At 68.8% G+C, this 23,672-nt stretch carries 24 protein-coding genes and 1 tRNA gene; 13 read left to right on the top strand and 12 right to left on the bottom strand.

What is annotated here, in order from left to right:
- Nucleotides 1-241 precede the first annotated feature (241 nt).
- From D456_RS0116325 to D456_RS0116315, 3 genes are all read left to right on the top strand, one after another.
- A complete protein-coding gene (locus tag D456_RS0116325) occupies nucleotides 242-769 on the top strand; it encodes a SigE family RNA polymerase sigma factor (RefSeq protein WP_017577255.1) in 528 nt (175 codons plus the stop codon).
- A 135-nt stretch (nucleotides 770-904) separates the two neighbouring features.
- A tRNA-Ser gene (locus tag D456_RS0116320) sits at nucleotides 905-991 on the top strand.
- Nucleotides 992-1,509: 518 nt separating this feature from the next.
- A complete protein-coding gene (locus D456_RS0116315; RefSeq protein ID WP_017577254.1) occupies nucleotides 1,510-2,670 on the top strand; it encodes a hypothetical protein in 1,161 nt (386 codons plus the stop codon).
- Nucleotides 2,671-2,814: 144 nt separating this feature from the next.
- On the opposite strand, the gene D456_RS0116310 is transcribed toward D456_RS0116315, so the two are convergent.
- A complete protein-coding gene (locus tag D456_RS0116310) occupies nucleotides 2,815-3,609 on the bottom strand; it encodes a VOC family protein (protein ID WP_017577253.1) in 795 nt (264 codons plus the stop codon).
- A 173-nt stretch (nucleotides 3,610-3,782) separates the two neighbouring features.
- Here D456_RS0116310 and D456_RS0116305 point away from each other — a divergent pair, with 173 nt between their 5' ends.
- From D456_RS0116305 to D456_RS0116295, 3 genes are all read left to right on the top strand, one after another.
- The gene (locus tag D456_RS0116305; RefSeq protein ID WP_017577252.1) at nucleotides 3,783-4,724 is read left to right on the top strand and encodes a PfkB family carbohydrate kinase; all 942 of its coding nucleotides are present in this window, start codon (nucleotides 3,783-3,785) and stop codon (nucleotides 4,722-4,724) included.
- Nucleotides 4,725-5,055: 331 nt separating this feature from the next.
- The gene (locus tag D456_RS0116300; protein ID WP_017577251.1) at nucleotides 5,056-5,307 is read left to right on the top strand and encodes a type II toxin-antitoxin system Phd/YefM family antitoxin; all 252 of its coding nucleotides are present in this window, start codon (nucleotides 5,056-5,058) and stop codon (nucleotides 5,305-5,307) included.
- On the top strand, nucleotides 5,304-5,564 hold the full coding sequence (locus tag D456_RS0116295) for a Txe/YoeB family addiction module toxin (protein WP_017577250.1): 261 nt from the start codon (nucleotides 5,304-5,306) through the stop codon (nucleotides 5,562-5,564). Before D456_RS0116300 ends, D456_RS0116295 begins: the two co-directional genes overlap by 4 nt.
- A gap of 14 nt (nucleotides 5,565-5,578) precedes the next feature.
- On the opposite strand, the gene D456_RS0116290 is transcribed toward D456_RS0116295, so the two are convergent.
- Together D456_RS0116290 and D456_RS0116285 are read right to left on the bottom strand one after the other, a co-directional pair.
- Entirely contained in the window at nucleotides 5,579-5,830 is a 252-nt protein-coding gene (locus tag D456_RS0116290) for a Smr/MutS family protein (protein ID WP_017577249.1), read from the bottom strand.
- Nucleotides 5,767-6,780 carry a hypothetical protein gene (locus D456_RS0116285; protein ID WP_239643862.1) on the bottom strand — a complete coding sequence of 338 codons (1,014 nt, stop codon included), beginning with the start codon at nucleotides 6,778-6,780 and terminating at the stop codon, nucleotides 5,767-5,769. Before D456_RS0116285 ends, D456_RS0116290 begins: the two co-directional genes overlap by 64 nt.
- Before the next feature lie 102 nt (nucleotides 6,781-6,882).
- Here D456_RS0116285 and D456_RS0116280 point away from each other — a divergent pair, with 102 nt between their 5' ends.
- Entirely contained in the window at nucleotides 6,883-7,506 is a 624-nt protein-coding gene (locus tag D456_RS0116280; RefSeq protein WP_017577247.1) for a MerR family transcriptional regulator, read from the top strand.
- Between the two features lie 27 nt (nucleotides 7,507-7,533).
- Here D456_RS0116280 and D456_RS0116275 read toward each other — a convergent pair whose 3' ends face one another.
- The 6 genes from D456_RS0116275 to D456_RS0116250 form a co-directional block, all read right to left on the bottom strand.
- Entirely contained in the window at nucleotides 7,534-8,463 is a 930-nt protein-coding gene (locus tag D456_RS0116275; protein ID WP_017577246.1) for a quinone oxidoreductase family protein, read from the bottom strand.
- Between the two features lie 113 nt (nucleotides 8,464-8,576).
- On the bottom strand, nucleotides 8,577-9,410 hold the full coding sequence (locus D456_RS0116270) for a class I SAM-dependent methyltransferase (protein WP_017577245.1): 834 nt from the start codon (nucleotides 9,408-9,410) through the stop codon (nucleotides 8,577-8,579).
- 32 nt (nucleotides 9,411-9,442) lie between these two features.
- Nucleotides 9,443-10,324 carry an SURF1 family cytochrome oxidase biogenesis protein gene (locus D456_RS0116265; RefSeq protein WP_017577244.1) on the bottom strand — a complete coding sequence of 294 codons (882 nt, stop codon included), beginning with the start codon at nucleotides 10,322-10,324 and terminating at the stop codon, nucleotides 9,443-9,445.
- Nucleotides 10,325-10,479: 155 nt separating this feature from the next.
- The gene (locus D456_RS0116260) at nucleotides 10,480-11,532 is read right to left on the bottom strand and encodes a chaplin family protein (RefSeq protein ID WP_017577243.1); all 1,053 of its coding nucleotides are present in this window, start codon (nucleotides 11,530-11,532) and stop codon (nucleotides 10,480-10,482) included.
- Nucleotides 11,533-12,192: 660 nt separating this feature from the next.
- Entirely contained in the window at nucleotides 12,193-13,248 is a 1,056-nt protein-coding gene (gene add, locus D456_RS0116255) for an adenosine deaminase (RefSeq protein WP_017577242.1), read from the bottom strand.
- Nucleotides 13,249-13,315: 67 nt separating this feature from the next.
- A complete protein-coding gene (locus D456_RS0116250) occupies nucleotides 13,316-14,776 on the bottom strand; it encodes an aldehyde dehydrogenase (NADP(+)) (RefSeq protein ID WP_017577241.1) in 1,461 nt (486 codons plus the stop codon).
- 479 nt (nucleotides 14,777-15,255) lie between these two features.
- Between D456_RS0116250 and D456_RS0116245 the strand changes: the two genes are divergently transcribed.
- The 3 genes from D456_RS0116245 (at nucleotide 15,256) to D456_RS0116235 (ending at nucleotide 17,543) form a co-directional block, all read left to right on the top strand.
- Complete coding sequence (locus tag D456_RS0116245; protein WP_017577240.1) at nucleotides 15,256-15,846, top strand: TetR/AcrR family transcriptional regulator; 591 nt, start codon at nucleotides 15,256-15,258, stop codon at nucleotides 15,844-15,846.
- On the top strand, nucleotides 15,840-16,715 hold the full coding sequence (locus tag D456_RS0116240) for an alpha/beta hydrolase family protein (RefSeq protein ID WP_017577239.1): 876 nt from the start codon (nucleotides 15,840-15,842) through the stop codon (nucleotides 16,713-16,715). Before D456_RS0116245 ends, D456_RS0116240 begins: the two co-directional genes overlap by 7 nt.
- 204 nt (nucleotides 16,716-16,919) lie before the next feature.
- A complete protein-coding gene (locus D456_RS0116235; RefSeq protein ID WP_017577238.1) occupies nucleotides 16,920-17,543 on the top strand; it encodes an HD domain-containing protein in 624 nt (207 codons plus the stop codon).
- Between the two features lie 10 nt (nucleotides 17,544-17,553).
- Here D456_RS0116235 and D456_RS0116230 read toward each other — a convergent pair whose 3' ends face one another.
- The 3 genes from D456_RS0116230 to D456_RS0116220 all read right to left on the bottom strand — a co-directional run bounded on the left by D456_RS0116230 (nucleotide 17,554) and on the right by D456_RS0116220 (nucleotide 20,533).
- On the bottom strand, nucleotides 17,554-18,312 hold the full coding sequence (locus tag D456_RS0116230; RefSeq protein WP_017577237.1) for a sulfite exporter TauE/SafE family protein: 759 nt from the start codon (nucleotides 18,310-18,312) through the stop codon (nucleotides 17,554-17,556).
- A 193-nt stretch (nucleotides 18,313-18,505) separates the two neighbouring features.
- Nucleotides 18,506-19,432 (bottom strand): SPFH domain-containing protein, encoded by a 927-nt coding sequence (locus tag D456_RS0116225; RefSeq protein ID WP_017577236.1) that lies wholly within the window; start codon nucleotides 19,430-19,432, stop codon nucleotides 18,506-18,508.
- A gap of 315 nt (nucleotides 19,433-19,747) precedes the next feature.
- Entirely contained in the window at nucleotides 19,748-20,533 is a 786-nt protein-coding gene (locus tag D456_RS0116220; RefSeq protein ID WP_026115938.1) for an ABC transporter ATP-binding protein, read from the bottom strand.
- 56 nt (nucleotides 20,534-20,589) lie between these two features.
- Here D456_RS0116220 and D456_RS0116215 point away from each other — a divergent pair, with 56 nt between their 5' ends.
- The 3 genes from D456_RS0116215 (at nucleotide 20,590) to serB (ending at nucleotide 23,526) form a co-directional block, all read left to right on the top strand.
- A complete protein-coding gene (locus D456_RS0116215) occupies nucleotides 20,590-21,363 on the top strand; it encodes a hypothetical protein (RefSeq protein WP_017577234.1) in 774 nt (257 codons plus the stop codon).
- Between the two features lie 187 nt (nucleotides 21,364-21,550).
- Nucleotides 21,551-22,201: a DUF1707 SHOCT-like domain-containing protein gene (locus tag D456_RS0116210; RefSeq protein ID WP_017577233.1), complete on the top strand. Its 651-nt coding sequence runs from the start codon at nucleotides 21,551-21,553 to the stop codon at nucleotides 22,199-22,201.
- Nucleotides 22,202-22,302: 101 nt separating this feature from the next.
- A complete protein-coding gene (gene serB / locus D456_RS0116205) occupies nucleotides 22,303-23,526 on the top strand; it encodes a phosphoserine phosphatase SerB (RefSeq protein ID WP_017577232.1) in 1,224 nt (407 codons plus the stop codon).
- The last annotated feature ends 146 nt before the right edge of the window (nucleotides 23,527-23,672 follow it).

Below are 23,672 nucleotides of genomic sequence, written 5' to 3'. Positions count from 1 at the left end.
GTCGTTTGCGCCCCCTTGTCCCCCGTCTCGTCCTCCGTGCCCATTCTGCCGATGTGGCCCCTCCGACTCCGGTTACACGCCGGTACGCACCGATTCGTGTCCTTGGAGTGCCGCATGCGTGGCCTGGAAAGATGCCGGTTTGCGAGTGCGTGGTGTCCATACTCCCGAGCTTTTGCCGGTGCTGTGTGACAGTGAGGAAGAGAAATGGGACAAAAAGCACATCACGTCACGGAGAGGGTCGGTGATCGCCGTGGCGGGGACCACCCAGAGCCCCAGGTTCGACGACTTCAGCGGATACGTCGCCGAGCGGGGACCGGCCCTGCTCCGCATGGCCCGCAACCTCACCAACAGTCATACCGACGCCGAGGACCTGCTCCAGGCAGCCCTCGTGAAGACCTTCCTGTCCTGGGACCGCATCACCAACCCCAGGGCCCTGGACGGGTACGTGCGGCGAGCGATGATCAACACCCAGATCTCCGAGTGGCGCCGCAGCCGCCTGGAGGTCTTCCCCACCGACGAGATCCCCGAGCAGCGGACGGAGGACCCCACCTGGCGCAGCGACCTGGCCGACGTGGTCGCCCGCGCCGTCGACCGCCTGCCCGACCGCCAGCGCGCGGCCGTGGTTCTGCGCTACTACGACGACCTCACCGAAGCACAGATCGCCGCACGCCTCGGGGTCACGCTCGGCACGGTCAAGAGCACACTCTCGCGGGCCACGGAGAAGCTCCGCCAGGACGCCGACCTCATCATCGAACGCACGACCTCCTGACCAACGCCGAACCGGCTCCCGGCCGTCTCCGCCCCCGGAGGGGCCCGCTCCCATGGCGCACGCCGCAGGCCCGAGTCCTGCCTGGGCATTCCGTTTTGCGCGCCCTCCCCGCGACCTGTAGGCTGATCACAGCCAGGAGGATTCGCCTAGAGGCCTAGGGCGCCGCACTGCTAATGCGGTTGGGGAGTAATCCCCTCGAGGGTTCAAATCCCTCATCCTCCGCTCCTGACCTGGGGCTTCTCGCATCACGAAAGTGAGAGAAGCCCCAGGTTTTTTCATGACCGGGGCCTGTCGGCACAGGATCCGTACCAACTGCACACACCCGACGGCCGCAGCCTCCGCCTCCGGCCACTGCTCGGCGAGGTCGGACCCTCCGGGCAGCGCGGGCCCAAGAGCGCCGCCGAAGACGTCTCGTCCGCACCTCGGCCCGCTCCGAGAGTGTCGATCCGTTGGAGCAGCGGGCCGGAAGAGGTTCCTGCCCGCACCGGCTCCGCCGTCCGGGCCGCCACGCCCCTGCCCCGAACCCGCCTGCGTCCGTGCCTGTCCGGCAGCACGGCGGGACCGACCGGACGTACGCGCCCCCATCGCAGGGCCTCCCGTGCCCGGAAGGGGCGAAGGAGCAGCACCGGGAAACAGGCCTCCCGCAGCACGGCAGCAGACAACCCTTTCGGCCCGAATGTGTACGGTGAGTGAGATCTGCGGGTCGCAGTCAGCACGCCGAACAGGAAAGGGCCGGGGTCGTGACCGAATCAGGAACGGACAACGGCGAGAGACACATCACGATAGGGGTCATCACCGACCCCGTGGCAATGCCGGTTCTGCTCGGGAGGCAGCTCGCCCAGGACCTGCCCCGGGTGTTGAGCGAGCATGTCGACTCCAGCCGGGAATGGAGCGTGCAGACGCGCGAGGAGAGACTGCCTCCCAGTGACAGCCGGCACACGGCGATGATGGAGCTGGCCGCGACCGAGATGGGCGAGCGCGGCTGGGACATCGCCGTCTGCATCACCGACCTGCCCATGCGCGTCGGCAAGCAGGCGATCATGGGCGATGTGAACAACGGGCGGCGCGTGGTCGTGGTCTCCCTGCCGGCTTTCGGAGCCGTGAGGTTGCAACGCCGGGTCCTTGCGGTCGTGGCCCAGCTGATCGCCGATGTGTACCGGCCCGGAACCCCCGAGGAAGGCACCGAACAGCACGCACGCAGACGCCTTCCTGTGCTGAACCGACGCTTTCAGCGACAGACCCCGGACCAGGACGGGGTCGATTCCCGCATCGCCTCCCGGTGGGGCTCCCCCCAGTTGCTGTTGGGGATGGTGCGCGCCAACCGGCCCTGGCGCCTGGTGTGGGGGCTGACCGGGCCCTTGGTCGGCGCTTTCGCCTTCAGCGCTTTCTACCTGCTCAATTCCACGGTCTGGGAAATGGCGACCACCCTCTCGTCCTGGCGGATGATCCTGACCGTGATCGGGGCTCTGGCGGTGATGACCGGTTGGCTCGTGGTCTACCACCACCTGTGGGAACCGGTCAGGGAGCGCCCCCGCGGCGAACGTGAGGAGGCCGTTCTGTTCAACGCCTCGACGGTGCTGACCCTGGGGACCGGGGTGGCCTTCATGTACATCGGCCTGTGCCTGGTGAACCTGACGGCGAGCCTGGTGTTGCTCCCTTCAGAGCTCCTGCAGTCCTACGTCACGGGGTCGGTGGGTGTGAGCACCTACCTGCTGATAACGCTGCTGGTGACGTCCGCGGCAACGGTGGCGGGCGCCATCGGGTCGGGTTTCGAGAGCGAGGACTCGGTACGCAACGCTGCCTTCAGCCTGCGCGAGCGTGAAAGGCGCGAGGCCTTCCGGGAGAAGCACGAGCAGCGGCAACGGGCTGCGGAATCGTCCGGGGAGAGCAGCCGGGGCTGAGCCCTGCCGAGCCGTGGCCGCGCGACAGCCTGCAGCGCGGTCCGCCCTACGAAGGCAGCAGCATGTCTCGGCCGGTCCGGAGACCGCACACGTCAAGCCCCTCCGCCCCCAGGAGACCGGGGCGGAGGGACGACCATCGAGGGGTCAGCCCGCCGGCGACGGCGTGAGCAACACGAATTCGCCACCGACCACATCGGAGCAGAAAGCCAGTCTCCCGGCCTGCGGGACGTCGACCGGCCCCATGTGCACCTTCCCGCCGCTGTCCCGCACCAGCCGGGCGCTCGCATCACAGTCGGCCGCGATGAAGACCGGGTGCCAGTCGGGAGCGCCCCCGGTGTCGGCGAGGTACTCCCGGCTGAGCTGCATGATGCCGCCGTGCGACTCCTCCAAGGGGGCGCCGGCGTTGCGCGCCACCGTGTACCACCCCTTCTCACCCTGATCGAGGACCTCGTACTGCCATCCGAGGACACCGGCGTAGAAGGACTTGGACGCCTCCGCGTCAGGGGTCCACAGTTCGGCCCATCCGAAGCTGTCCGGCTCGTTGACCACTTCGAACCCGGCGAACTTCTGCGCGCGCCAGAGGCCGAACACACCCCCTTGTGGATCGATGAGGACAGCCATCTGGCCCACCGCGGGGATCGAGAAGGGCTCCACGTAGACCGAACCGCCGAGGCGCTCGGCCTCCTCGACAGCGCCCTCGAGGTCGTCGCACGCGAAGATGAGCGTCCATCCCGGGCGTTGTTCCTCGTGTTCCAGAGGACCGATCGCCGCCGCGGACTTACCACCACGGCTCATGGACCGGTAGCCCCCGGCATCGAAGCCGATGTCGTGCAGGGTCCACCCGAACACACGGTTGTAGAAGTCGGCCGTGGCCGCCACATCGGGTGTGTTCAGCTCCAGCCAGCAGGGCGTCCCCGGCCCGAGATCGGTCGTGATCATGCCTTCCCCTCTCACTGGTTGTGTCTGGAACGAGTCTCACCCGGGGCACCGGCGTTCAGGGGTTGCCCACGGCAAAAACTCGCACAACTCGGCCTTGCCGCTCATTGACCCCGTGTGGCACAGACACCCCGGACCAGGGATCCTGGGGTGTCCTGAGTGGAAGGAGAGCACGCGTGAGCGGCCGCCTGATCAGTGTGAGTCCGGTCATCATCGACCTGGTGATGACCATCGACCGCATGCCCCGGCCCGGCGGCGACACACTGGCCGACAGCCACCGCGCCCTGCCCGGGGGCGGGTTCAACGTGATGGCTGCGGCCTCCCGCGCCGGGATGCCGGTGGTCTACGGCGGGGCCCACGGGACCGGCCCCAACGGTGACCTGGCGCGGGAAGCGATGCGGACGGAGGGTGTCGAGGTGGCACACGCTCCGCTGTCCGCTTCCGACACCGGTTTCTGTGTGGCGTTCGTGGAGGCGGACGCCGAACGTACCTTCGTCACCAGTTTGGGTGCGGAGAGCGAACTGCCCCCGGAAACGCTGCGCTCCTTGTCCCCCGCACCGGGCGACACGGTCTACGTCGTGGGGTACGCACTGCTGCCCGGTCCCCGGGCGGAGGACTTGGCGTCGTGGATCACGGGGCTGCACCCGCAGGTACTCGTGGCGTTGGATCCCGCACCGGTGGTGGACTCGATCGAGCCGGCGCTGCTGGCCGGGGTGATGGAACGTGTGGACGTGTTCAGCCCCAACGCGACCGAGGCCGCGGTGCTCACGGACGGGGCCGGTCCGGAGCGGGCGGCCGCATCGCTGGCCTCGCGCGTGCGCCCGGGCGGGGCCGTGCTGGTGCGCGACGGCGCAGGAGGGTGTGTGGTCGCCGCAGCAGACCGTGCCCCGGTGCGGGTCCCGGGCACCGTGGTGTCGGCCGTGGACACGAACGGGGCCGGGGACGCACACGTGGGTTCGTTGCTGGCCGCGCTCGCCGAGGGCCTGGATCTGGATGCGGCGGCCCGGCGCGCCAACGTGTCGGCGGCCCGGGCAGTGACGCTGCGCGGGCCGGCGACCTCACCGACCCGCGCGGAACTGGCCGCCTTCGCCGCCGAGCACGGGGTCTCCGGCTTCTGAGCGGCACCGCATCAGCCGGGGCGGACAGCACTGATGAACAGGACGCCACGTCCGGCCTCGCGCGGTCCGCGTGTGTTCCGGCGCGGGTCGAGACGGACACTGGTTCCGGTCATCGCCGTGCCACGAGCGCGATACGGGCGCTGCGACGTGTTCAGCGAGTCCCGGGTAACGGGGGGACCTGTGGCACGTCAGTGCTTGAAGTGCACGAACAGGCGACCAAAGTACTTGGCTCGATGCACTTGACCGATCAGCAATCTCAGCACCCCAAGCACAAGCGTACAATTTCTTGTACAGTTAATCTGAGCCCGATCGTACCGAGAAGGGACGAGGCATGAAGACCATCACCTACTCCGAGTCCCGCGCCAACTACGCCGCCACCCTCGACTCCGTGGTCGAGGACCGCGAAGAGGTCGTCATCACCAGATCAGGAAGAGAGTCGGTGGTCATGGTCGCACTGTCCGAGTACGAGACCCTCCGAGAGACCGCTTACCTACTGCGCAGCCCAGAGAACGCGCGACGCCTGGTGACCGCGATCGAGGAATTGGAGTCTGGCCACGGAATCGAGCGGGAGCCGGACGAGTGAAGCTGGTATGGGCGGAGAGCGCCTGGGAGGACTATGTCTGGTGGCAGAACCAGGACCGGAAGATCCTCAAGCGCATCAACGTTCTGATCAAGGATATAGTCCGCAACGGCAACGAGGGTTTGGGGAAGCCGGAGCCGCTACGGCACGGCTTCCAGGGCTATTGGTCCCGCCGCATCACCGATGAACACCGGCTCGTGTACAAGCTGGCCGAGGACGAGATCCGCATAGCCGCCTGTAGATACCACTACGGGAAGTGACAGCCAGTCACTAATCAGTGACGAAAATGAACCCATAGGCGACCGAAGTTCTTGGAATCCTTCTCGACCCGGTGATAGCGGGCCTTGACGTCCTTGCGGTCGAGGAAGCGCAGCACACGCTTCTTGAGCTGGCCCGAACCCTTGCCTGGGATGATCTCGACCGTCTTGGCCTTCTTCTGCTCGGCCTCGTCCATGATGTCGTTCAGGGCCTGGTCGATACTCCGGCCCTTGTTGTAGATGTCGTGCAGGTCGAGTTTGAGCCGCACACTTCCTCCTCCTCGCTTTTCCGGGATGATACGCGCAGCGCCCACACCAACCCCAGGGCCGTGCCCGCGGCGAGCACCCCCAGCGCCGCGAGGGTGAGGGTGTCGGGGTCGATGACGGACTGCCCGCGCAGGGCCTGCCACACGGTGAGCAGGGTCAGTCCGGTATGGGCGAGGCCGAACACGCACACCACCCGCAGACGCACCCCGCCGTCGCGCAGGCGGGGCACACGGGGGGCGAGGAGGACGAGCACGAGGGCCAACAGGATCATCACCTGGAGCCCGTGCATCCCCACGAAGTGCCCCACCCTCAGATCCCCGCCGAGGGTGCTCCAACCGACGAAGGGCAGCCCCGGGCCGCCGTCGGCCGATCCGACGGTGTGCGCGCCCAGCACGTCGGTTCCGCCCTCGACGAGGGCCTCGCGCTGCGCAGAGGTGGGCACGGACATGAGCGGTCCCACGGCCATACCGAGGAGCGCGATCCACACGCCGAACCGGACCGCCCAGGTCGTGGCACGGTCCCGCAGTCGCTGGCGCATGAGCAGGACCGCGATGACGAACGTGGCGACCCAGAGGCCGCTGATCATGGTCCCCATGAAGGCGTAAAGGGCGAGGTCGAACGGGGTCCCGTAGTTGAAGTGGCTCATGGTCCCACGCACGACCTGCGTGATGATCACCGCCATCTCGGCCACGGTGACCGCGGCGACGACGGTGCCCATCCACCATCCCAGGCGCCGCCACCGGTGGGCCAGGGACAGCAGCCAGGCGAGGGTGAGGTTGTAGACGGTGATGGACATTGCGAACTTGGCGGGTTTGGCCCAGGCCGGGTCGCCGTTGATCAGACGCTGGTCGAGGACCAGACCGACGAGGGAGACCAGCAGGAGCACGATGCACAGTAGTGCGGTGTCCACCAGGGGGCGATGCCAGGAGCGGACTTCGCGGAGCGATAACATGGGAAAACCTCACATGGATAGTCTCAGTATCCGGTATCGATACCTTCACTATCCATGTTGAGGCCGGAAAGCACAAGGGGTCCGACCCGACGGAGGGGCGACATGCGCATCTCGGAATTGAGCGAGCACTCGGGCAGCCCGGTACCGAGCATCAAGTACTACCTGCGCGAAGGGCTGCTCCACAGGGGCGAGCGCACCAGCCCCAACCAGGCGCGCTACGACCGGAGCCACCTGCGCCGCCTGCGTCTCATCCGCGCTCTCACCGAGGTCGGCGGGCTCTCCATCGCCGACACACGCGCACTGCTGGAGGGCGTCGACGGGGAGAGCCCCAGCCACCACGACCTGCTCGGGCGCACGCTCATGACAGTGGACGCCGACGTCCGGGACAGCTCGGGGCCGCAACAGCGCGACCTGGAACTCGCCGACACCCTGACCGGCAAGCAGGGCTGGCACGTCTACCCGGACTCCCCCATGCGGGACCGCCTCGCCCAGGTCCTGGCAACCTTCCGGGCCCTCGGCATGGAACTCGACCAGGACTGGCTCGACAGCTACGCTGCGGCGGCCGACCGGCTAGCACAGGCCGACCTGGAATACGTGGGCGGCCTCACCGACGTCGACGAACTACTGGAGAAAGCGGTGATCGGTACGGTCCTGGGCGACAGCCTCCTGGCCGCCCTGCGGCGCCTGGCACAGGCCAGCATCTCCCGGGGGCAGCAGGAACCCTGACCCGGGCCCGCCGCAGCGGCGACCGGATCAGTCGAAGTCCAGCACGAGACGGCCGCGCACACCACCCGCCTCCATCAACCGATGTGCCTCCGAGGCGTTCTCCGCCGGCAACACCTGCGCCACGCGCAGGCTCAGCACACCTTCCTCGGCCTGGCGGACCAGCCGCTCCAATGCCCCGGTGTCGGTGGCACCGTCGACCACCAGCACCGGGTGCACGGTCACACCACGTTCGGCGGGCCCGTCCCACCCGCGCACGGTCACGACCCGCCCGCCGTCGGCAACTGCGGGGACGGCCTTCTCGTTGAGCAGCGCACCGTCGGCCAGGCCCGGTACGCCGCCGGGAACGCGCTCCCGAACACGGTCGGCGAAGCCGTCCCCGCGCTCGACCACCTCGTCGGCGCCGAGTCCGCGTACGAGGTCCACGTCGGAGTCCTTCGCGTCGGCGATCACACGCAGCCCGTCCGCCTTGCCCAGCTGGACCACGTACCCGCCGAAAGCCCCGGCCGCGCCGGTCACGGCCAGCGTGTCCCCGGGCGACAGTCCGAGCGCGTCGAGCGCCAGGCGTGCGGTCATGGCGTTCATGAGCAGGGTCGCGGCGGCCGCGGGACCGGCTCCCGCGGGCGCGGGCACGACCGAGGCGGCGGGCAGCACGATCTGCTCCGCGTAAGCACCGTGTGCGCCCCGGGGCACCACGAGCGCGGCCACCTCCTGGCCGACGGCGAGGCGCTCGCCCACCTCGGGGCCGATCTGGTCCACGACCCCGGCAGCGTCCATCCCGGGAACGGCCGGCCCGTCGGGGCTGCCGCGGGCGCCCGAACGCAGCACGGTGTCGGTCGGATTCACCGCAGCCGCACGCACACGGATACGTACCTCACCGGGCCCGGCCTGCGGCTCGGGCAGGTTCAGCACCTGGAGGACGTCGGGGTTTCCTGCTTCTGTGATCCCTACAGCCTTCATGTCCCGGGTAACCCCTGTCTCCGGACGACCTATTCCGTCCCCGTCGACCGGACCGAGGACGCGGTTCGAGGACCATACGATCCACGCCGTCCCACGTGGAGGAAACCGGTTCCTCAGCCGGGCTTGTCGGCGACGAAGACCGCGGTCCCGGGCAGCATCCGTCCCCGGACCGGCCCCCATCCGCCCCAGACGTGGTCGTTGTGCTCGGGCCACTCGGGTTCGACCAGATCGGCCAGTACCAATCCGGCGCCCGCGACGGCCCGGACCCAGTCGCCGACCGTGTGGTGGTGCTCGACGTAGACCGCGCGCCCGGAGCGGTCCTCCTCCAGGTACGGGGTCCGGTCGAAGTAGGACTGGGTCAGGGTGAAACCGTGCTCGGTCGGGTCATCGGGGAACGCCCACCGCACCGGGTGGGTCACGGAGAAAGCGAGCCGGCCGCCGGGGCGCAGGACCCGCGTGGCCTCGGCCAGGGCGATCTCGGCCGAGGGAACGAACGGCAGCGCGCCGAAGGAGGAGAAGACCACGTCGAAGGCGGCACCGGTGAAGGGAAGGTACTGGGCGTCCGCCTGCACCGTGGCGAGTTCGTGGCCGGTGTCGGCATCGATACGGCGGGAGTGCAGGAGCTGGCGGTGGGAGACGTCGAAACCCACGACACGCTCCACACCCCGGGAGCGCAACCACCGGCCGCACTGTCCGGCCCCGCACCCGATCTCGAGCACCCGGGCGCCACGGAGTGTGTCGGGGGCACCGAGCAGGTGCACCTCGTCCTCGGTCAGCCCCTCGGGCCCCCACACGAAGCCTGCGTCGCCGAGGAAGGCGCCGTTCTCGGCCTGGTAGGCGTCGGCGGCCTCGTCCCACCAGAGACGTCCGGCGCGGGCGCTCTCGCCGGGGCCCACACCGCGGCGTGCGACACGACCGGGTCCGGGGTAGTCGGCTTCCTCGAACACGCCGTCCTCCTCGACTCTCGCAGTCCCGCTCCCTAGTCCACCGCGGCGTGGGGGCAGGTGCCCGCTGCTCCGCCGGCGGCGGGCCCGCCGCCGGATCCTGTGCCGTCCCCGCTGTCGGGGTCCGTCCCGTCCGCGGGTCCCGGGTCGTCCCCGTCACCGCCGGAAGCCTCGAGTTCGCGGGCGTCTCGGACCTCACGGCGCATGAGGACGATCCATCCGACGACGGCGACAACGGCGAAGACCCACCATTGCACGGCGTAGGAGGCGCTCATCCCCGTGTCCTCCTCATGGAGCGGGACACGCTCGGGCGGGTTCTCGGGGACGGGGGCCTGGTCGGTGAGTTCGATGTAGCCCCCGTAGACGTCGTGTGGCAGCACGTCGGCCAGTTCGTCGACGTCCACGATCATGATCTGTCCCGCGGGCAGGTCGTCGCGGTTCGACAGACCGGTGTTGTCCTCGTTCTCGGAGTAGTGCAGGCGGCCCTGGACGGTGACCTCGCCGCCGGGCACGGCCGGCGGTTCGGGGGTGTCCCGGGCGTTCTCACCGCGTTGGATCCATCCGCGGTTGACCAGGAGTGCGGGCCCTTCCTCGGTGACCAGCGGGGTCAACACGTGGAAACCCACGCCCTGGGACCCGTCCCGGTTGCGCAACAGCACTTCGTTGTCGGTGTCCCAGGTCCCGGTGGCCTCGACGGTGCGCCAGCGGTCCTCGGGGGCGACGTCGGTACCCACGGAAGCCAGGTCCTCGACGGGCACGGGTTCGGCGGCGACGTTGTCCTGCTGCAGGTTCGCCGAGACGCTGCGTTCCTCCCACCGGTCGAGCTGCCAGAAACCCAGCCAGATGAAGCTGGGCACGACCACGAGCACCAGTGCGTGGAAGGCCAGCATGCGTGAGGAGGACAGGACTTTGAGCACGTCTTCGAGGTTAAGAGACGGTGGTGCCCGGTCCGCACCGGCCCTGCCGCAGACACGTGCGCGGGGCCACCGGTGGTGCCGGCGGCCCCGCGTCGTGGGGATCGGACCGGCCTCCACTGGGGAAGGGGGGAGGCGACGGTCCTGGTCGGGAGCTCCTACTCCTCGACGCCGACCGCGGCCTTGCGCTTACGGGCGAAGTAGAGGCCGGCACCACCGGCGCCGAGGGCGGCCAGACCGGCGGCGACCAGGCCGGTCAGGGCACCACCGGTGACGGGCAGCTCGGACGCGGACTCCTCGGGGGCGGGCTTGTCGTCGGACGGGGCCTCGGAACCACCGTCGTCACCGGGCTCCTCGTCCTTGCCGTCGTCACCCGGCTCCTCGGGGGCGGGCTTCTCGGGGGGCTCTTCCTCACCGCCGTCCTCGGGGGGCTCCTCCTCGCCACCGTCCTCGGGGGGCTCCTCCTCGGAGATGGTCTCCAGGCACTGGGCCTCGGCGACGCCGAGCACGGCGATGGCGTTACCGCAGATGTCGACCGCGGCGTCCACGGGCACGTTGACCTGGTTGCCGCTGGCGACGCCGCCCGAGCCGTCGGTGGATGAACCGCCGGAGTCCGCGTTCTCATCTGCGGCCTCGTTGTCGTCGGAGGCCTTGATGACGTTGATGACGGTGGTGCACTTGGCACTCGAGCCGCCGAGGACGGCCACGGAGTTGCCGCAGATGTCGATGGCTGCGTCCACGGGCAGGTTGATCTGGTTGCCGCTGGCCACACCACCCGAGCCGTCGGTGCTGAGCGTGTCGGCGGACTCGCTGCCGACCTCCTCCTCGAGCTTCTCGACGACCTCGACGCACTCGGCCTCCGACACCCCGCCCACCGCGACGGAGTTGCCGCAGGCGTCGATGGCGGCGTCGACCGGGATGAGGATCTGGTTGCCGCTGGCCACACCACCCGAGCCGTCGGTCTCGGCCTGGCCGCTCGACTCGTAGAGGACCTCCGAGACCTTGGTGCACTCGGCCTGGGAGATACCGAGCACGGCGAGCGAGTTGCCGCACAGGTCGGCCTCGATGTCGACGGGCACGTTGATCTGGTTGCCGCTGCCGACACCGCCGGAGCCGCCGGTGACACTGTCGGCGTAGGCGGCAGCTATGGGGGTCACGACCAGGCCGGCAGTGAGGGCCGTGGCGAAGGAGTAACGGAGCGTGTTGCGCATGGTGCTGCCTTTCGCAGGAACGAACGCAGGGGACTGTCGCCGCCCACGTGGACGGCAGGGCGGGTCCGTCACCGCGGTTGGGCGGGACGGCGGGGTGACCCGCTTCGGCCATGTCCGCCGAAGCGACCGCATGGGCCACCTCCGCGGCGAACTGCCGACAGACCGAAACGCTAGCAAGCCACATGGCACTCACAAGCATTTTCAGAAAACGGACACCACAGCTGTCAAAACTTTTTGTTATCAATCAACTACCCTAAGCAATAACAGCAGGCCAGAGCGGCACAGTCCATAACTCAGTGTCCTCACAAGATGACACAGGGTGCCCAACAAAGAAGAAAAATGTGTCCGTGAACCTTCCGGACTAACTAACTAAATACCTTAGTAATCTCATTTTTCGCACACCTGCAAACGCCTCATCCCCAAAGTTGCGTAATGCCGGAAAAGTCGCAAAGAAACCGGAAGGCCCGACTCGACACTGCGAGCCGAGCGCCTCGGACACCGGGCATCCACCACCCGGTGTCCGAGGCATGCGAACCAGGGCTCTGCTCCCGCCGAAACGCTGGTCATCCATACTGGCCCCGGGCCATCAGCGGCCCGGACCCGCCGGACGTCCCGCTCGCCGCCGACCGAGACCACCGTTCCGGGCCGGTACCGAGCACCTCAGACGAGCGCTCCGGACGGGACGTCGACCCCGTGGCGGCGAGCGACGCCGTCGATCTCACGGAGCAGAGCACGTCGGCGGGCCGCCCCGAGGTAGGAGGCGTGCACCCCGTTCGCTGCGAGCCGGACGAGCGCGGAGGCGTCCAGTCCGAGGCTGTGGGCCGTGCGGTACTCGCGGGTCAGATCGGTGCCGAACATGGGCGGGTCGTCGCTGTTGAGGGTGACGAGCAGACCGGCGTCGAGCATGGACGGCAGCGGGTGCTCCTCGATCCGGTCGACGGCGCGGGTGCACACGTTGGAGGTGGGGCTGACGTCGAGGGGGATCTGCTCGTCGACGAGGCGGGCGACCAGCTCGGGGTCCTGCAGGGCGTCGATCCCGTGGCCGATGCGCTCGGCGCGCAGGGCGTCGAGCGCCTCACGGACCCGTGCGGACCCGCCCTGCTCCCCGGCGTGCGGCAGGCTGGCCAGTCCGGCGGCGCGGGCACGGTCGAACACGTGGGTGTACTGCTCCAGAGGCGTCTCGACACCGCCGACGCCGAAACCCACGACACTGGGAGGGCCGTGTTCGAGGGTGGCGGCGATCGTGCGTTCGGCGGACTGCACACCGAAGTCGGCAGGGAAGTCGGGGATCCACCGCAGCTGGATCCCGAGGTCGCGTTCGGCCTCCAGGCGGGCGCGTTCGATACCCGCGAAGACGGTTGCTGCCGGAACCCCGCGTACGAGATGGGCGTAGAGGCTGACGTGGACCTCGGCGTAGCGGACATTGTGCCGGGCGAGGTTGTGGGCCACGACCGAGGCGAGGAGGGCGAAGTCGTCCTCCTCGCACAGGGTGCGCACCGACGCGAGGTAGACCTCGGCGAAGTGGGGGAAGTCGGTGAAGGCGTACCAGTCGCGGAGGGCATCGAGACTGGTGGGAACGTCGGTGAGGCCGTGTGCGGTGGCGAGCTCGAAGAAGGTCTCGGGAGGCATCGAACCCTCGAGGTGTACGTGCAGTTCCACCTTGGGCAGGTCGCGGACGAGGGCGTCGACATCGGTAGGTGTGAGCAGGGAGTCCATGCAACGAAGCGTACGAGCCGCCGGACCCCTCCGCCCACCCTTTCCGGGGCAGCCTGACAGCAACGTGTCAGGACTGCTCGTGCACCCCGTTCACACTGCGGGGCACCCCGAGCGGGTTTCCGTCGCGCAGGGCCCGCGGGAGCAGCGACTGCGGCACGGACTGGAAACTGACCGGGCGCAGGAACCGCTGGATCGCGGCAGTTCCCACGGAGGTGTGGATCGGGGCCGTGGTGGCAGGGTAAGGACCGCCGTGGGTCATGGCGTGGGTGACGGCCACACCGGTGGGCCAGCCGTTCCAGATGACGCGTCCGGCCAGAGAGGACCCCAGGGAGAGCAGGGCCGGCGCCAGAGGGTCGGCCTCCTCCCCGTGCACGGTGACGGTGAGCTGGCCTCGCAGAGCCGCACCGACCTCCAGTAGGCGGCGCTCGTCCTCGTAGGTGACCACGAGCGTGGCCGGGCCGAAACACTCCTCCAGCAGCACGTCGGCGTGTTCGATCAGGGAACCGAGGTCGGTGCGCAGCAGAGTGGGGGTCCAGCCCTCGCCGGTGGGCCCGCCGCGGAGGAGTACTTCGGTGGCGGGGTGGTCGGCGAGTGTGCCGAGAGTGTCGGAGAAGACCTGTTCGACCCGGTCGTTGAGCAGGGGCGCAGGGCCCCGGTCCGCGAGGGCGCCGGTGAGCGGGGTCAGGTCGGTCTCCTCGGGCAGCAGGAGCACCCCGGGTTTGGTGCAGAACTGGCCGGACCCGAGGGTGGCCGACTCGGCGTACCCGGACAGGATCTCTGGACCGCGCGCGGCTGCGGCGGCGTTGGTGACGAAGACGGGGTTGACGCTGCCGAGTTCGCCGTAGAAGGGGATCGGGTCGGGTCGGGAGACGGCGAGGTCGTACAGGGCGCGGCCCCCGGCGACCGAACCGGTGAAACCGACGGCCCGGGTGAGGGGGTGGGTGACGGCGCGGCGTCCGGTCTCCATGCCCTCCACGAGTGCGAAGGTTCCGTCGGGCGCTCCGGCTCCGGCGAGGGCGGTGGTGACGAGGTCGGCGGTGCGGCGGGCGAGTCCGGGATGGCCGGGGTGGGCCTTGACGACGACAGGGCACCCGGCCGCGAGCGCAGAAGCGGTGTCGCCACCGGCGGTGGCGAAGGCGAAGGGGAAGTTGCCGGCGCCGAAGACCACGACGGGCCCGAGCGGCAGCATCAGGCGCCGCACGTCGGGTCGGGGCGTGCCCCAGTCGGGGTCGGCGGGGTCGACGGCGGCGCCGAGGAAGCTTCCCTCCTCGAGCGTCTCCGCGAAGAGGCGGAGCTGGAAAGTGGTGCGGGCGAGTTCTCCGCGGCAGCGGGCCTCGGGGTAATGGGCCTCGGCCATGGCCAGGGGGACGAGTTCGTCTGCGTCCGCGTCGAGAGCATCGGCGACCGTCCGTAGCAGTACGGCCCGTTGGTCGGGGGCGAGGCCGGCCAGGAGCGGGAACGCGGTCGCGGCCCGTTCGAGGGTCGCGTCGAGCTCCGCGGGGGTGGTGTCGTTCCGGGGGGTCGTCATTCCGGGAGCCTCCTGGAGGGATGAGTGCGCTGCATCGGGCACCGTCCCCACCATGTCATGTGCCACTCGTGGAACCGTGGCCCCGGGGGACCGGGCGGTTGCGTTTCCGGCCAGACGCACACCGGCACAACAGGAAGAAATGGACACTGGCCACATATGCCACATGTGGCCATGGCGGAGCAGAACACCGGATCCCTTCGGCGGCCTCGTGAAACACCCGCACTGGGCCGACCGGGGGCACTTCCGGGCGACCTCTCGGCACGAAACTCAATTTTCCCGGAACCAGGTGATTCCGGAAAGGCATCATAGCTTTCGTGACGACAAATTCCCGAAGCTCAACACCACCGCGGGCCCACTGGACCACCGGCTCCACCCGCGGACACGGCAAGCGTCCCACCCGCAGCAAGGACGGCCTCGCCCACGCCGAACTCGGTTTCGCGCAGGCGCCCCTGCGACGCCTGCCCGCTCAGCAACGGAGCATGCTCCGCGTCCAGCGCATGCTGGACTGCTGCGCCGAACTCCTCGACGAGGTCGGCTACGCCAACCTTTCCACCACACGCATCGCCGAACGTGCCGGTGTCGCCATCGGCTCGGTGTACCAGTTCTTCCCGGACAAGAAGGCCATCACCCAGGCGCTCGGGCTACGTTTCCTCGACCAGTTCGCCGCCCGGTTCACCGACCGGCTCTCCGGCGTGGCCCACGACGACTGGATCGGGGCCATCGACGCCGTTGTCGACGAGTACGTGGATATGCACCGTACGGTCACCGGGTTCCGCAGCCTCCACTTCGGCGACATCGTCGACCCTCAGCTCCTGGACCGCGGGGTCGACAACAACCGGGTCATCTCGGTGCGCCTGCGCCAGATCATCGTCTCCCACAACGGCCTGCCCGACAGCGAAGAACTCGACCGGGCCTTCCACGTGTCCGTGGAGGCCGCCGACGCCGTCCTGAAACTGGCTTTCCGCCACGATCCCGAGGGCCACCCCGAGCTCATCGCGGAGGCCAAACGCCTGGTCCTCAGCTACCTGTCCCGGTTCTCCGACCCCGGCGGAGGCGACGACCCGTGGTGACCGACGACCATGTCCCGGCCCGGCCGATCACCGGCACCGCAGCAGGGGTCCCCTACCTCGCTCTGCCTCCCGCGACCGGCCCGGCCCCCGCCCCGCTCGTTCTGGGGCTGCACGCCTTCGAACCGCCCCGCAGCGAGGCCGCCCTCGCCGGTGCCCTGCCCATGGCCTCACTTCCGGCCTGGCGGGTCTGTCTGGGACTACCCCTCTTCGGCGCACGCCTGCCCGAGGGCGGGGTCGCAGAGATCAACCGGCGCGGCGAACGCGACTACCTCGTCGAGCTCTTCGGCCCGGTGGTGGAGGAGGCCGCCGCCGAACTCGCCCGGGCCGAGAGCGACCTGCGCTCCACCTTGCCCGTCACCGAGTCACCCACCGGACTCATCGGGGTCGGCGCGGGCGGATCCGCCGTTCTGCTCGCTCTGGCCGAGGACCGTCTGCCCGTGGACGCCGCCGCCGTCGTCAACCCGGTCCTGGACCCCGCCCCCGTCCTGACGACCCGCGAGCAACGCACCGGGGAGCCCTACACCTGGCACGATCAGGCCCGCCGCACCCGGTCCCGGCTCGACTTCCCCGACCGCGCCCCGGAGGTCGCCCGGAACCAGACGCCCCTCCTCGTGGTCAACGGCGGACGTGACTCGGTCATCACCCCCCGGACGGGACACCACATGTACGAGGCCCTGCGACCCTGGATGCCCGAACATGCACTGCATCACATCGTGGTCCCGGACCTGGCCCACGTGATCGGCCCCGAGCCCGGGCTCAGGCCGCCGCCCCCGACCCCTGCAGGGGTCCTGGCCGACCGGGCACTCACGGAGTGGTTCCACCGTTTCCTCACTATTTCCCCGCAGGTCCGGACGCAATCGGACACCTAGTTCCCCACGAGCGGTACGGTCGGGGCCAACCGCGCCACGCAGCCGGCCTCATCGCTCACGCACCCGGTAACACCGACGCACGCGGCCCCGATCCCGCGGACCGCAACGCCTCCGCCGGCCCGTGTTCCATGGGATCATCCAAGAACGGCCGTGAAGCGGCCCTCATCAGACAGTTCCGACTCATCCCTCAGGAGGGCGAACCACGTGACGGAACCGGCACCGGTCTTTGCCAGCGGGGTCGACAACGAACGCCTGAACGCGCAACTCCGTTTCCTCCTGGAAGCGGACAAACTCAAGCGTGTTCTGCGCAAGAACCTGCTGGTGGACGGCTCCCGCCGCGAGAACTCCGCCGAACACTCCTGGCACCTGACCCTGTTCGCCCGTACCTTCGCCGAGTACGCGCCCGAGGGCACCGACGTCGACCGTGTCATCGAGATGCTCGTCCTGCACGACATCGTCGAGATCGACGCCGGCGACACCTTCGCCTTCGACAGGGCCGACGCCGAGACCCAGGCCGCGCGCGAACGGGAGGCCGCCGAGCGCATCTTCCCCCTGCTGCCCGAGGACCAGGCACAGCGCGCCCACCAGCTGTGGGAGGAGTTCGAGGCACAACGGACCCCCGAGGCACGCTTCGCACGTGCGGTGGACCGCCTGCACCCCATGGTCGCCAACTGGCACAACGAGGGCGGTACCTGGACACGCTTCGGGGTGCCCCGCGCAGAGGTTCTGAAGAAGGTCAAACTCATCTCCGAGGGCTCCGAGGCCCTGGGCGCCTACGCCACCGCCCTGATCGACGACGCCGACCGGCGCGGTTACTTCCCGGCCTGAGGCTCCCGGGTCACACACGACCCATGAGGAGCTGCACGGCCGCCGCCAGACCCACGATCACCACGCACACCCGCAGCGCGGTCGGGCTCAGTTTCCGGCCGAACCGCGCCCCCAGGTAGCCGCCGGTCATCGCACCGACAGCGATGAGTCCGACCACCGGCCATGCCGGGGAGGCCAGGACGGTGTAGAACACCGCCGCGGTGGTGTTGGCGATCGTGGTCAGGAAGTTCTTCAGAGCATTGATGCGCTGCAGGTCGTCGTCGATCGCCATGCCGAGCATGCTCAGCAGGACGATCCCCTGAGCAGCCGCGAAGTAGCCCCCGTAGGTGCCCGCCCCGTAGGCGCCCAACGACAGCAACGCACCGCCGTCCTTGCGGCCCGGCCGACGTGTACGCGCCCACGCGGTGATGCGCGGTTGGAGGATGATCAGCACACACGCCAGACCGATCATGAACGGGACCACGGACTCGAACACACCCGGCGGCAACGAGACCAACAACAGCGCACCGGTGACCGCACCCAGAAAGGACATGGAACCCAGCCTCAGCGCCCGGGACCGCTGCCCGGCCAGTTCCCGCCGGTAGGCCCACGTGCCGCCGAAACTGCCCGGCGCCAGGCCGATGCTGTTGGAGACCGTGGCCACTACGGGCGGATACCCCAGCGCCAGGAGCACGGGAAAGGTGAAGAGCGTCCCGGATCCCGCCACCGCGTTGATACCCCCCGCAGCCATACCGGCCAGGAGGATCAGCGCCGCTTCCCACAGTTCCATGCGCGTCGGCCTTTCTCGCACGTGCCGCCCCCGGTGTACCCCCGGGAGCGGGAACAGAGTACGAGAACCGATCACCGGGAGATCGGACCGGGGGCGGGCAGGACACCGACCGATCATTCCCGAACAGTCGGTTCCCCCTCACCTTCACCGCGGTGCGGGTGAGGGGGCACCGGCGTCAAGCGGCCCCGGGGGATCAGCTGGGTTCCTTGACGACCTCGTCCTTGATCCGCTCGAAGGCGCTGCCGACGCCCTGCAGGGCCTGGCCCATCTCGGCGGGCACGACCCACACCTTGTTCGCGTCCCCCTTGGCGATCTCCGGCAGCTTCTGCAAGTAGTGGTAGGCGAGCACGTCCGGGTCGACCCGGCTGGTGTGCAACGCCTTGAAGACCATGTGGATGGCATCGGCCTCACCACGCGCCCGGGTGGTCTGCGCCTTGGCGTCGGCGACGGCGGTCAGCTCCACCGCATCGGCCTCACCTCGGGCCCTCAGGACCGCGGACTGCTGTTCACCCTCGGCCCTCAGGACCGCGGACTGCTTCTCGCCCTCGGCGCTGAGCAGCTGCGCACGCTTCTCGCGGTCGGCGCGCATCTGCATCTCCATCGCCTCCTGCACGGAGGAGGGCGGTTCGATGCCCTTGAGCTCGATCCGGCTGATCTCGATACCCCAGTTGGAGGTGGCCTCGTCCAGTACCGACTTGAGCTCGCGGTTGATCTCGTCCCGGGAGGTGAGCGTGCCTTCCAGGTTCATCCCCCCGATGACGTTGCGCAGCGTCGCCAGGGTGAGCTGCTCGACGGCCTGGATGAAGTTGGCGACCTCGTAGGTGGCCCGGTAGGCGTCCACGACCCGGATGTAGACGGCGGAGTCGACCTCGACGGCGAGGTTGTCCTCGGTGATTGCCGACTGCGGCGGGAAGCTGACGACCTGGACCCTGCGGTCGATACGTTCCCGGACATGGTCGACGCCGGGGATGACGACGTTGAAGCCCGAGCTGAGGGTCCGGTGGAACTTCCCGAAGCGCTCGACGACGTCCTCCATCGAGTGCGGAACGATGCGCACACTGCGCCAGAAGATGACCAGGAGGACGGCTACGAAAAGCGCGACAATGAGGATCGACGTCATGCGGGACCCCCGTCATCGTGCCGAGGGTCGAGGGGAGAGGGCGACATCTGGGCGGCTCCGGTGGTCTCCTGGCGGGATGCAGGTGCTGGGGGTGCGGACCCCACGCATGTCCGGCCCCGCCGAGCCGATGATTCATCGGGCGCGCCGGAAAGGAGCGATCCGCTCACCGATCGTCGACGCTACCCCATGAATGAACCAGAGAGCCATATATGGACCACAATTCCGGTTTTGGACAATAGATTTTCTACATTGTCCTGTTCCCTATCGACGAAGGTCCGGGCAGGACGTATCCCACCCGGACCGGAATCCCCGATCTCAGGCCGCTCGCGCGGTCCAGCGCTCACCGTCGCGTTCGACCTTGAGGGTGAGCCCGAAAGCCTCCGAGAGCAGGTCGGGGGTCATGACCTCGTCCAACGGGCCTGCCGCCACGGCGCTGCCCTCACGCAGCAGCAGCGCGTGCGTGAAACCGGCCGGGATCTCCTCGACGTGGTGGGAGACGACCACGAGGGAGGGCGAGTCCTCGTTCAGGGCCAGCTTGCCCAGACGGCGCACCAGGTCCTCGCGCCCACCCAGGTCCAGACCTGCTGCCGGCTCGTCCAGGAGCAGCAGCTCGGGGTCGGACATCAGGGCCCGCGCGATGAGGACACGCTTGCGCTCACCCTCGGAGAGGGTGTGGAAGGTCCGGTCGGCCAGGTCTCCCACGCCCCAGTGCCCCAGCAGTGAACGCGCGCGGCCCAGGTCGGGGCTTCCGTACTCCTCGCGGAAACGGCCCACGTAGCCGTAGGCGGCACTGACCACCAGGTCCAGAGCGGTCGTGCCCTCCTCCACCCGCGCGGCCACCGCGGCACCCGCGTAACCCACCATGGCGCGCAGTTCGAAGACGTCGACCGCGCCCACACGTTCCTCGAGCACCTCGACCCGGCCCTCGGTGGGGTGCAGCTGTGTGTGGGCCACGTTCAGCAGTGTGGTCTTGCCCGCACCGTTGGGCCCCAGCACGGCCCAGCGTTCACCCTCACGGACCGACCAGTCGATGCCGCTGAGCAGCTCTGCCTTCCCACGCCGGACCGTGACCCCGTCCAGGCCAAGCACTCGCCCGTCCATAGTCCTCCTTCACGTCACGTCCCACGCAGGTGCACGGGCCGCCCTACCCTGTAGCAATGCATTTGACGTCCGCACCGCTCGTTGCCTGGGGCAATGCCTGGCTCACCGGACACGTCGGGCTGGACGACGCCGTCGACGCGGTCGAGCGTCGCAGTGGCCCCAACCTGCTCGGGACAGTACCCGCAAGCGATCTACCGTTCGACAGTGACGTCCCGCTGAGAGCTGCCCTGATACAGCTGCGTGGCCTGGGCTTGTCCGCGTTCCGCCTGGCACTGCCCACCTGGGGTGATCCCTTGGGCCTCGTCGGCCCCAAGGAGCTCAACCAGGCCGCCATCGAAGCCGGCGAGGGGGCCCTGGTGCAGCTCACCGACCGGCAAATGGGGCTGGTGCCCTCCGTGGACCGGCGTGGTTCATCCTACGTCGGTGTCTCCTGGACCCCGTACCGTGCCGAGGACACCCGGCCGCAGGTCCCTTCCCTCCCCGAGGCAGAGAGCGAGATGAAGGTCACTCTCGTGCAGGTCACACAGACCCTCGAAGGCGTCGACGACGTGGCCTCCTTCGCTCCGGCCGTGCACCGGGAGCTCGGTGACACGGGTTCTCGGGGCTCTCCTCCCCTGGCCCACGGGTACCCGCCCCGTGCCCACAGGGTCGCCACCCAGGCCGAACGCCTCTCCAAGGTCGTCCGCCTGGCCGATCCCTCCGGAGCGAGAGGCCTCAACGTCCACCAGATGAACACACGCGCGGACGCACTGCGCCGCTTGGACGCGGCAGTACGCAGGGCCATGATCGCCGCACACGCTGCCGTGTTGCAGCCCCGAGGGCTCGGGTGACCGGCCCGGCCTGCGCCCCTTTCCCAGGTCCCGGCCGGGTGGGACCCTGGGAAAGGGGGAAACGGCCTCCGGGTTGTTCCAGGGGTGATACCTGATCCGCCCGGCGGTCGGAAAGGGCGATACTGAGGGGGCGGCCGAGGAAGGGAAGGCATTCCCCGAACGCAGGAGCCAGAGGAGACCCGCCATCATGCAGCCCGAGCACATCCGAGCCTCAGACACCGATCGTGACCAGGTCGCCGAACGGCTGCGCGAGGCCCTGGCGGAAGGCCGGCTCACCCCCGCCGAACACGGAGAGCGCCTCGACACCCTCTACAAGGCCAAGACCGTCGGCGAGCTCTCTCCCATCATCGACGACCTTCCCGGAGCCGCGTCCCCGGAGCCCTCCTCTTCCCACCGCTCCGCCTTCGCCGAACCGAGCAGTATGGAGATCCTCGGCAGCGAGGCCCGGGACCTCGCCGGACAGAGCAAGGGGTCGGAGAACATCGTCGCGGTCTTCGGCGGCTGCGAACGCAAGGGCCGGTGGCTGGTCGAGCCCCGCACGAACGTGTCGGTACTGTTCGGCGGGGTGGAGCTGGACCTTCGCGAGGCCGTACTGAGCCAGCACGAGGTGACCATCCAGCTCGCCGTCATCCTGGGCGGGGTCGACATCACCGTGCCCAACGGGGTCCGTGTGATCAACGACACGTCAGCGATTCTGGGCGGTGCTGAACTGCACAACACCGATCAGGTGGTCGACCCCAACGCACCGGTGGTCAGGCTCACGGGTACCTGCATGCTCGGCGGTGTGGACGTCAAGGCCAAGGGCCTCAAGCGCAGGAAGGGCCGCAAACAGGGCTGATCCTCCTCCACCCCTGTGTCAGCCCGCACACCGCAACACCAGGTGGTAGGGGGTCCCTGCACACAGTCACCACACTCGCCCCGAGTAACGTGGAAAACGCCATGAATGATGATTCCACGTTGTTGGTGACGGTGACCGGGCGCGATCGTCCGGGCATCAGCGCACGCTTGTTGAGCACTCTCTCCGTCTTTCCCGTGACCGTCGTCGACCTCGAACAGGTCGTCCTCGCAGGACGCCTGGTCCTGGGCACAGTCATCGACGTGGACGAGGGGGTCGCCCCCGGTGTGAGCCGGGGCCGAGTCTTCGAGGAGATCCGTACAGCCCTGGACAAGACCGCGATCGACCTCGACATGGAGGTCGAGTACTCCGCGGGGAACGGCCGGGTGAAAGGTGTGGGAGGCAATCGACTCCGCGTCACCGTCCTCGCCGCACCTCTGCGCCCTGGAGCGCTGAGCGCACTCACGTCGTGTGTGGCCCGCGCAGGTTCCAACATCGAACGCATCGAACGTCTCTCCGGATACCCGGTCACCTCCGTCGAGATGGACATCTCCGGTGGTGACACCGAACAGCTCCGCGCCGAGCTGGCCATGGAGGCCTCCACCCAGGGGGTGGACGTCGCTGTCCAGGCCAGCGGACTCCAGCGGCGCGGCAAGCACCTCATCGTGATGGACGTGGACTCCACTCTGATCCAGGGGGAAGTCATCGAGTTGCTGGCCGCACACGCGGGCTGCGCCGACGAGGTCGCCCGGGTCACCGAGGAAGCCATGCGCGGCGAACTGGACTTCGAGGAGTCGCTTCGCCGCCGGGTCGCCCTGTTGGAGGGGCTGGACGCCTCGGCCATGGAGCGGGTCCGGGACGACATCCAGTTGACGCCGGGTGCCCGCACCCTCATCCGCACGCTCAAGCGCCTCGGGTACGAGTGCGGCATCGTCAGCGGCGGTTTCACCCAGATCACCGACGGGCTCGCCGAGTCGCTGGGCTTGGACCACTCCGCCGCGAACACCTTGGAGGTCGTCGACGGCAAGCTCACCGGCAAGCTGGTGGGGCCGATCATCGACCGCAAGGGCAAGGCGGTCACTCTGGAGCAGTTCGCCACGGAAGCCGGCGTTCCGCTGAGCCAGACCGTGGCTATCGGTGACGGCGCCAACGACCTGGACATGCTGCAGGCCGCGGGGCTCGGGGTCGCCTTCAACGCGAAACCGGTCGTGCGGCAACAGGCGGACACCGCCGTCAACGTGCCCTACCTGGACACGATCGCCTACATCCTGGGAGTCACCCGGGAAGAGATCGAGGAAGCCGACCTGGACGACGGTTCCCACGACTAGCCTTTTCCGGAGAAAAATGGGGCCGCGCTGAGGCGCGTCTCCATTTTTTGTGCCCGAACTTGTTTTTCACATGTTCACAAGCCACACAAAAAGAAGAGGGGCCACCCACAACAGGCAACCCCTCCCCAAGAAAAACCGTGGCAGCA

The organism is Nocardiopsis kunsanensis DSM 44524, from assembly GCF_000340965.1.
Taxonomy (GTDB): domain Bacteria; phylum Actinomycetota; class Actinomycetes; order Streptosporangiales; family Streptosporangiaceae; genus Nocardiopsis; species Nocardiopsis kunsanensis.
Note: the sequence above shows the minus strand (reverse complement) of the source record. Positions and strands in the feature narration are given on the sequence as shown.

Bases quoted from the DNA above. Each gene is read 5' to 3' on its own strand.
- D456_RS0116310 (WP_017577253.1), bottom strand. From the start codon at position 3,609: ATGATCACGACCGATCTCGGGCCGGGGACGCCCTGCTGGCTGGAGCTG.
- D456_RS0116300 (WP_017577251.1), top strand. From the start codon at position 5,056: ATGAAGACCATCACCTACTCCGAGTCCCGCGCCAACTACGCCGCCACC.
- D456_RS0116285 (WP_239643862.1), bottom strand. From the start codon at position 6,780: ATGTTATCGCTCCGCGAAGTCCGCTCCTGGCATCGCCCCCTGGTGGAC.
- D456_RS0116280 (WP_017577247.1), top strand. From the start codon at position 6,883: ATGCGCATCTCGGAATTGAGCGAGCACTCGGGCAGCCCGGTACCGAGC.
- D456_RS0116275 (WP_017577246.1), bottom strand. From the start codon at position 8,463: ATGAAGGCTGTAGGGATCACAGAAGCAGGAAACCCCGACGTCCTCCAG.
- D456_RS0116260 (WP_017577243.1), bottom strand. From the start codon at position 11,532: ATGCGCAACACGCTCCGTTACTCCTTCGCCACGGCCCTCACTGCCGGC.
- add (WP_017577242.1), bottom strand. From the start codon at position 13,248: ATGGACTCCCTGCTCACACCTACCGATGTCGACGCCCTCGTCCGCGAC.
- D456_RS0116250 (WP_017577241.1), bottom strand. From the start codon at position 14,776: ATGACGACCCCCCGGAACGACACCACCCCCGCGGAGCTCGACGCGACC.
- D456_RS0116245 (WP_017577240.1), top strand. From the start codon at position 15,256: ATGCTCCGCGTCCAGCGCATGCTGGACTGCTGCGCCGAACTCCTCGAC.
- D456_RS0116230 (WP_017577237.1), bottom strand. From the start codon at position 18,312: ATGGAACTGTGGGAAGCGGCGCTGATCCTCCTGGCCGGTATGGCTGCG.
- D456_RS0116225 (WP_017577236.1), bottom strand. From the start codon at position 19,432: ATGACGTCGATCCTCATTGTCGCGCTTTTCGTAGCCGTCCTCCTGGTC.
- D456_RS0116220 (WP_026115938.1), bottom strand. From the start codon at position 20,533: ATGGACGGGCGAGTGCTTGGCCTGGACGGGGTCACGGTCCGGCGTGGG.
- D456_RS0116215 (WP_017577234.1), top strand. From the start codon at position 20,590: ATGCATTTGACGTCCGCACCGCTCGTTGCCTGGGGCAATGCCTGGCTC.
- D456_RS0116210 (WP_017577233.1), top strand. From the start codon at position 21,551: ATGCAGCCCGAGCACATCCGAGCCTCAGACACCGATCGTGACCAGGTC.
- serB (WP_017577232.1), top strand. From the start codon at position 22,303: ATGAATGATGATTCCACGTTGTTGGTGACGGTGACCGGGCGCGATCGT.